General features: G+C 61.6%; 6 protein-coding genes and 1 pseudogene. 2 read left to right on the top strand and 5 right to left on the bottom strand.

Annotated elements, in window-relative coordinates; translation table 11 throughout:
- Nucleotides 1-270, top strand: a pseudogene (locus ABY403_RS10970) (type I secretion system permease/ATPase); the annotation flags it as partial.
- Nucleotides 267-1,619 (top strand): HlyD family type I secretion periplasmic adaptor subunit, encoded by a 1,353-nt coding sequence (locus ABY403_RS10965; RefSeq protein WP_372840848.1) that lies wholly within the window; start codon nucleotides 267-269, stop codon nucleotides 1,617-1,619. The pseudogene ABY403_RS10970 and the gene ABY403_RS10965, both read left to right, overlap by 4 nt.
- Nucleotides 1,620-1,669: 50 nt before the next feature.
- On the opposite strand, the gene ABY403_RS10960 is transcribed toward ABY403_RS10965, so the two are convergent.
- From ABY403_RS10960 to nosZ, 5 genes are read right to left on the bottom strand one after another with little or no spacing between them, the layout of a single operon-like run.
- Nucleotides 1,670-2,596, bottom strand: coding sequence for an FAD:protein FMN transferase (locus tag ABY403_RS10960; RefSeq protein WP_372840847.1), 927 nt, complete (start codon nucleotides 2,594-2,596; stop codon nucleotides 1,670-1,672).
- A gap of 31 nt (nucleotides 2,597-2,627) precedes the next feature.
- A complete protein-coding gene (locus ABY403_RS10955; RefSeq protein ID WP_372840846.1) occupies nucleotides 2,628-3,449 on the bottom strand; it encodes an ABC transporter permease in 822 nt (273 codons plus the stop codon).
- Nucleotides 3,446-4,339 (bottom strand): ABC transporter ATP-binding protein, encoded by an 894-nt coding sequence (locus tag ABY403_RS10950; RefSeq protein WP_372840845.1) that lies wholly within the window; start codon nucleotides 4,337-4,339, stop codon nucleotides 3,446-3,448. Before ABY403_RS10950 ends, ABY403_RS10955 begins: the two co-directional genes overlap by 4 nt.
- The gene (locus tag ABY403_RS10945) at nucleotides 4,308-5,642 is read right to left on the bottom strand and encodes a nitrous oxide reductase family maturation protein NosD (RefSeq protein ID WP_372840844.1); all 1,335 of its coding nucleotides are present in this window, start codon (nucleotides 5,640-5,642) and stop codon (nucleotides 4,308-4,310) included. Before ABY403_RS10945 ends, ABY403_RS10950 begins: the two co-directional genes overlap by 32 nt.
- Nucleotides 5,643-5,646: 4 nt before the next feature.
- Nucleotides 5,647-7,575 carry a TAT-dependent nitrous-oxide reductase gene (nosZ, locus tag ABY403_RS10940; protein WP_372840843.1) on the bottom strand — a complete coding sequence of 643 codons (1,929 nt, stop codon included), beginning with the start codon at nucleotides 7,573-7,575 and terminating at the stop codon, nucleotides 5,647-5,649.
- Between the last annotated feature and the right edge of the window lie 159 nt (nucleotides 7,576-7,734).

Genomic DNA, 7,734 nt, shown 5'->3' with positions numbered 1-7,734 from the left:
GTGGTGCTCGACGAGCCGAACTCAAACCTCGATAGCTCGGGGGATCAGGCACTGGCCCGCGCCATGGCACATGCCAAGCAACAAGGCACGACGGTGGTGGTGATTACCCAGAAATCGGCGCTGCTGGGCTCGGTGGACAAGGTGCTGATGCTTGCCAGCGGTGCAGTTGGCATGTTCGGCACACGCAATCAGGTGCTTCAGGAACTGTCCAATCGCCGCAAGAACACCCAGCCCGTGCCTCGCGGAAATCCAGGAGACGAGACCAAATGACCCTAGTTCCTGTGCCTTCCCGTCCATCTTACCATGCGATTGAATGGTATGACGAAGTGCCTCGCTCGGTGCGGGGCATCACCATCGTTGGGTTGCTGTTGTTCGTTTTTGCGATTTGCGGCTTTGGCTATTGGGCCTTCAACGCGCCGCTTGCCGCTGCCGTCATTTCGCAAGGCAGTTTTGTTGCCACCGGGAAAAACACGATCGTTCAGCACCTTGAAGGCGGCATCATCAACGAGATCACGGTTGAAGAAGGCGATCTGGTGCAAAAAGGCCAACCGCTGATCTATCTTGACGAGACAGCCGCGCGTGCCAATGAGCGCGAGTTATTCTTGCGTCTGGCTCGCCTCGAGGCGATCAACGCAAGGCTGCAAGCCGAGTTCAACGAAGGTCTTTCGATCACCTTCCCCGAAAATATGCAGGGTGTCATGACCGACCCCGACGTGGCCGAAATCGTTGCAAGCCAGAATCTGAACTTCGCCGGTTCGCGCGCCAAATACGAAAGCGACATCGCCATGCTCAACGCCAATATCGACGCGCTCGATGTGCGTGGTATTGGCCTGAAAGTGCAATTTGACGCGATCAATGAACAACTGGCGCTGCTGCAAGAAGACTTCGTCGCCAAGAACCAGCTGTTCGAAAAAGGCCTGATCCGTATGCAAGAGGTCAACGCCCTGCGCCGCGCGGTCATGGAGGCCACCGGCCAGATCGGGCGGCTTGACGCCGAGATCAAGGAAACCGGCCTGATTTCCGAAAAGTATCGCCAGCAGATCGTGCAGACCCGCAATGCCTATCGGCAAGGGGCGCTGGACGAAATGCAGGCCATCGAGGCCGAATTGGATAGCGTGCGCGAGCAGCATCGCAACGCGCAAAACGTGATGCGCCGGACTGTGATCAACGCGCCGGTGACGGGCGTCATCGTGCGGATGTATTACAACTCGCCCGGCGGTGTGATCGAGGGTGGCAAGCCCATTGCCGAAATCCTGCCGCAGGATGTTCCGCTGATCATCGAGACACAGATTCCGCGCACCGAAATCGACAACGTTCGCGTCGGCCAACTTGCCTCGGTGCAACTGACCGCGCTCAACCGGCGAACCACGCCGATACTCGAGGGCCACGTGTTCTACATTTCGGCCGACTCGGTGCCCGGCGACATGCGCACGCAGCAGCAGGACGTTTATCTTGCGCGGATCAGTCTGGACCCGAGCGAGATGGCCCGCGTTCAGGGGTTTTCGCCCACGCCGGGTATGCCCGCGCAGATCATGGTCGAAACCGAAACGCGCACGTTCTTCGACTATCTCGCCAAACCCATCAAGGATTCAATGTCGCGCGCATTCCGCGAAAACTGAGCCAGAAGGCACGCAGGTGCGGTGCACCGTAAGCCACCGCGCCGCGCGCCCTAGCTTAGATGCACCAGACGGGCCGCGGGGAACTGGCCTAGCAGCGCTGTCATCTCGGCCCGGTCCATCAGGCACATCGCAGTGCTCAGCGCGTCGGCCAGCGCCGCTTGCGGCGCGGTCACGCTGATCAACTGCCAAGGTGTTCGCGCAGGAAGGCCGCTTTGCGGATCGAGAATATGGCCGATCTGCTCTGCCGCGTCGAACGTGGTGCCGCGCGGAGCAGAGCTTGCCATTGCGCCGTCGCGCAGCGAAACGGGGCTGGGCGCAATGCCGCTGCGATCATCCAGCGCAATCCGCCAGTCATGGCCGTCGGGTGCTACGCCAAGCGCGTGAAACTCGCCCGTGTTCACCAGCACGTCGCGCAGCCCTTTTGTGCGCAGCAGCGCCGCGACGCGGTCGGCAACATAGCCTTGCGCCACGCCATTCAATGTAATCGCCATGCCGGGGTGGGGCAGGTGCACGGCGTCTGCATCAAAGCGCACCGCCTGCCAGCCCACCAACGCCAAGCGTTCTGCCAGTGCGGCCTGTGCCGGGGCTTGCCCCGCGCTTTCCGCGTAAAGCTGCCAAAGCGGTTGCACCGTCGGGTCAAACCGCCCGCCGCTGGCGGTATGAACCGCGCTGCAAAGCGCAAAACATTCAAGCAATTCGAAGGGAGGCGTTTCCAGCCGCCCGGTTGCATTCAACCGCGATACCGCCGAGGCCGCATCATGCAGGCTGAAAATACGCTCCAGCCTAGCGATTTCTGCAAGGGCGCTGGCGATCAGGGCCTCCGCGTCGGGATGCGCCAGCGTGATCGTGGCACCCGCACCCATCGCGACACCGCGCCATTGCACGGGCGCTGCGGCTTGGGCCGACACGCCGGTTGCAGTCCCCGCCAAGGCGGCAGCACTGATTTGCAGAAATCTACGGCGGGGCAGGGCGTTCATGTCGGCCTCCTATTCAGAATGGGGCTTGTGCTCATGGTGCCAGCTTCCGAAACGCTGCATTTGCCAGCAAAAAGGCACCCAGCGGCCACAGCAGCATCAGCCCCAGCGCTTGCCATGCAGGCACCATTGCAGCGGCACCCGCCACACCTGCTGCGGCGGAGGTGGCCCCCGATGCGGCAAGGTTGAACAGCCTGAAGGCATCTGCGGGGTTGCCCATCAACAGCCAGGGGAAAACGTAGCGGGTAAATGCGCCCCCCTCATCGGCGACGACCGCCGCAAGCAGGCCCAGATCGTAAAGAACCACAGCCCCCAGCCAGATCCCGACAACCAAGCCCGCCGCCGCACCCGGCCGCCGCGCCCATGCAGATGCCGCATATCCTACGCCAAGGAACGTAGCCCCCAGCAAGAGCGAGCTCCAGTAAAGCCGCCAGAGCGCGCCAAGGCCCGCCACTGCGCGGATATCGCTTGCCAGCGTCGCCACCGCGGCAATGCCGTAGCCCACCGCCACCGCGAGTGCCAGAATGCCCAGATGCGCCATGAACTTGCCGGCAAGCATTGCGGCGCGCGAACCGGGGTAGGTCAGCGCAAGCGCCAGCGTTCCTCGTTCCACCTCGCCAGCCACTGCGTCGAATGACATCAGCAACGCGATCAGTGGCACAAGATAAACCGAAAGGCTGGTAAGGCTTGCCACGGTCAGCGACAGACGGTCTGCCCCCAGCGTGCCGCTTGGCGCGCTACCAGCCGCGGTCAGTACCAGCGCAAAAACCGCCATCGTCACAACTGAGATCGCCACCCAGCGGTTGCGAATGGCAATCCGCAGTTCGGTTGCCGCGATTGCAAAAATGGGGTTCATCGTGCGGCCTCCGTGCTGAAATAGCGGTAGATTTCATCAAGGCTTGGCGGAATCACCTCGACATCCTCAACCAGCGCCCCAAGTGCCGTAACCTGACCAAGCCGCGCCAGCTTTTCATCGGGCGCACAGGTCAGATCGACCCGCACCCCATTGCAGCGCTGCCCGTGCAGCACCTTGGCGACCTCGTCGGCGGCGCCGGGGCGGGCGGTGATTTGCAGATGCGTGGGTAGCGCTGCGCGCTGCCGGAGCGCTGCGAGCGTGTCGTTTGCAACCATTCTGCCATGCGACAAGATCACGATGCGGTCGGTGCGCGCCTCGACCTCGGTCAGCGCGTGGCTTGAAAGCAGAATCGCGGCCCCCTCATGCGCAAGCCCGTCGAGAATGGTCCAGAATTCGCGGCGTGAAACCGGATCAAGGCCAGAGGTCGGTTCATCGAGCACCAGAAGGCGCGGGTGGCCGATCAGCGCCTGCGCCAGCCCGACGCGCTGGCGCATACCCTTGGAATAGGTGCCCATGCGATTGCGCGCGGCCTCGCCCAGACCAACGCGCTCCAAAAGCGGCAGCGCCAGCGCGGGGTCTTCGCCCCGAAGGCGCAGATAATGGCGGATCTGCTCTTGCCCCGTCAGGGCGGGGTGAAAGGCCACGTTTTCGGGCAGATAGGCGGTGCCCGCACGCGCCGCGGTGCTGCCGGGTGCCGCGCCGAGCACGTCGATTTCACCGGCATCAGCTTCCAGCAGCCCAAGCACGATTTTCATCAAGGTAGACTTGCCCGCGCCGTTATGGCCCAGCAGTGCCACCCGCTCACCCGGCGCCACGCTGAACGCCACGTCGCACAGCGCCTGTGTTGCGCCAAACGTCTTAGTGACGTGCGAGAGGGTCAAACTTTTCATCGCTTTGCCTTTCTATTTGCCAAGCGGGCGGCGCTTCGGCCGCCATTGCAGCGACATCGGCGGAAATCGGGGTGACGGGGGGCTGCATCAGCGGGTGACTATCGACTACGCCACCCGGCAAAAGCGCAGGAAAGCTAGACTGGCTCCAGCGCACCAGATGCACGGCGGGTGATCCAAGCAGCAAGGCCGTGGCGGGTTGGGTCCACAGGATGTGGTCCATCAGATCATTGGGGCGAAACACCGTATCTGCGATGCCATCGCCGCCAAGGTCGAACGCGGCATGGTCCGACCAGTAATTGCCAAGCCCGCCTGCGCTCCACTCAACATTGCGGGTGCCCACGTATTTGACTTGCGTGCGATTGGCGATGAAGGCGTTGTCGGCTATGTCGTTGCGCTCCGAACCGGCCGTGAAGTGAATGCCAGTCTCGCAGCTCTCAAAGCGGTTGCCGGTGATGGTGTTGCGATGGGCGTTGTAGATGAAGGTGCACTTATCCGCGCCCTGCACACGATTATTGGATATTTCCGAACTGTTCGCGAAGTTCAGCATCAACCCGTGGTCGCGATCGTCAAGCGAGACATTGTCCTTCACAACGATGCTGGTCGAATACATCAGTGCAAAGCCAAGGTGATTGCCGATCGAGACATTGCCCGACACCTCGGAGCGGTTGGTATACATGTAGTGAACGGCGTAGCGCAGATCGCGTATCGTGTTGCCGCGATAGATGCTGTCGCGCGAGGAATTGGAAAAGATCCCGTCGCGGCCATAGCGGATGAAATTGCCCTCAAGCAGCGTGCCCGGCGCATCCCAGACATAGATGCCATTGCCGCGATCATTCATGCGATTGTCGCGTCGCCCGATGATGATGTTGTCGCGCACGATGCTGTCGCGCGCGCCGTGCACATCGACGCCGTGCAGGTTTTCAAGGATACGGTTGCCCTCAACCGTCACGCGCTCGGCGTCCTTGTCGATTTTTACGCCCGAGTCGATGGTGCCGTGCGATGAACCCGAGCCGCTAATTTCAAGCCCACGCACCGTAATGTCGGTGCCGGTAACCGTGATGACGCTGCCGGTGCCCGTTCCTTCAACCAGCGCTGCGCCTTGCCCATCAAGCGTGATGGGGCGGTCGAGAAGCACCGGGCCAGCGTGGCGGCCCGGTGCGAGTATCAGCACATCGCCGGGGCTTGCCCCGGCGATCGCAAGGGTCAGCGCACCGGGCTCGGCGGGCACCTGCAATTCGGCCGCCAAAACAGGCGCGGCGGCGAAGGCCAGCAGGGCAAACACAAGAAATCCGGTGCGCTTCATGGCATCAGGCCTTCGGTTGCACAAGCATACGGCCGCGCATTTCCATGTGCAGCGCATGGCAGAACCACTGGCAATAATACCAGTAGACGCCCGGGTTTGCCGCCACGAATGTGACCGATGATGTTTGCTGCGGCGACACTTCCATCGCCACGCCGTGGTTGCCCATGGTGAAGCCGTGGGTCAGGTCGTCGATATCGTCGAGGTTGGTCATGATCACGGTGACTTCGTCGCCTTCGGTCACGGTAAAGCTTTCGATGCTGAAGGTTGGCGCGATCGACGACATGTAGACGCGCACCTTGTTGCCATCGCGGATCACCGTATCGACCCAATCGTCGATATTGACCCCGTCACGCTCGGCTTGCGCGCGCGTTTCTGCCCACATCTGGTCATTGCGGTCCCAGATGCTGCGTGGGTTCACCACAGAGCGGTGCACGATGATGCTGTCATGCGGTTCGGCAAAGGTCGGGCCGTCATGCACCAGCGTCAGAGTATCGCCCTCGATCGCAAACAGCTGTTCGTTCTCGGGTTTGAGCGGCCCCACGTTGATGAAGCGGTCCTTGGAGAACTTGTTCATCGAGATATACCACTTGCCGTCCGCCTCAAGCGTTTCGCCCATCGAGGTAGAGTTGTGGCCGGGCTGATAGTGCACATCTGCTTTGGCGATGATCGGATCGACGTTTTCACCCGCATAGGCGCGCACCGCTTTTTCGAGGTTCCACTTCACCACCTGGCTGTCGAGGAACAGCGTGGTGAACGCGTTGCCCTTGCCGTCGAAGGCGGTGTGCAACGGCCCAAGGCCCAGTTCCGGTTCTGCCACCACTGCCGAGCGCGGGTCGATATCCGAGGCGAACAGCGCATCCAGCTTGCGCACGTCGATGACCGAAACGGTGGGCGACAACTTCCCGTTGATGCAAAGGTGGATGCGGTCGGGCGCCATGTTGCAGCCGTGCGGGCTGTTCGGAATCGGGATGTAGCGGGTGTACTGCTTGTTTTGCCCTTTCCGCCCGTCGATGACCTTGACGCCGTTGAGTTCAATGAAGTCGCCGGCGGCGAGGCCCTTCTCGATCTCTGCGATGTTGAACACCACCACATGGTCCATCTCGGCGGCCATCATCTCGGCGGTGTTCATGCCCATTTCCGAGTTGTAAGAGGTGGAGAAGGCATATTTGCCGTCATAGTCGGCATCGCAGTTGTCGAGGTTGCCCGAAACCATCACCTGCCATGCCACGGTCATTTCGTCGGCATTCACGGCGGTGAAGAAGTTTACATACTTGCTGGGATCATCGAGGACCGAGCCGTCGTTGACCATCGGCGTTTCGTCTTCGCCGTTGGCAAATACGTAGTTGGTGCGCGGCCATTTTTGCGGGCGAAGGCCGTGGATTGCCTTGGCGTTGGGAATCTCGAGGATCTTGTCGCATTTCATCACATCGCAGCGCACCCGCGCCACGCGCGTGTTGGCCTTGTCGTTCATGAACAGGAAACGGCCGTCGTATTTCCCTTCGGTGAACGACATGTGGACGTGGTGCAGGTCGCCGTTGTCGTGCACCTTCTTGCCATCGGCCGCCAATTGCTTGCGGGTCTTTTCGGTCAGGTTCTCGGTCATGATCTTGAGCGACTCGTTGGTCTGACCCCACCCCGTGGCCGAGCAGCGGTTGAACACCGGCACGCGCATCAATTCACGCATCGACGGAATGCCCAGAATACGCATCTCGCCCGTCTGGCCCGAGGACCAGAAGCCGTAATACTCGTCCAACTCGCCGGGGCCGGGAACGTTCTCCGAGGCGCGAGCGCCGGTCGCCGCGACCGTTCCCGCGGCGGCGACGCCGCCCATCAGCGCAAGCCGTGATCCACCAGCGCCGATCAGCGCGGCACCGCCCGCGGTTGCACCCAGCAGACTGCGTCTGCTGATACCGGTATTCTTGTGTTCCGTCATGGTTTTGATCCTCTCTTTATTGGGTTAAGTCAGGTGCCCGGCCCTTGGCCTCACGGGTTAGCGACGGGGCAGCACCCACGGCTTCGCGCCGTTTGAGTTGCCGGATCACCACCGGGCATTTTGTTTTTGATTGATACAGAACCTGACAATGCAGGCAGT

This window comes from Phaeovulum sp. (genome assembly GCF_041596715.1).
Taxonomy (GTDB): domain Bacteria; phylum Pseudomonadota; class Alphaproteobacteria; order Rhodobacterales; family Rhodobacteraceae; genus UBA6213.
This window is presented reverse-complemented; position numbering and strand designations above follow the sequence as displayed.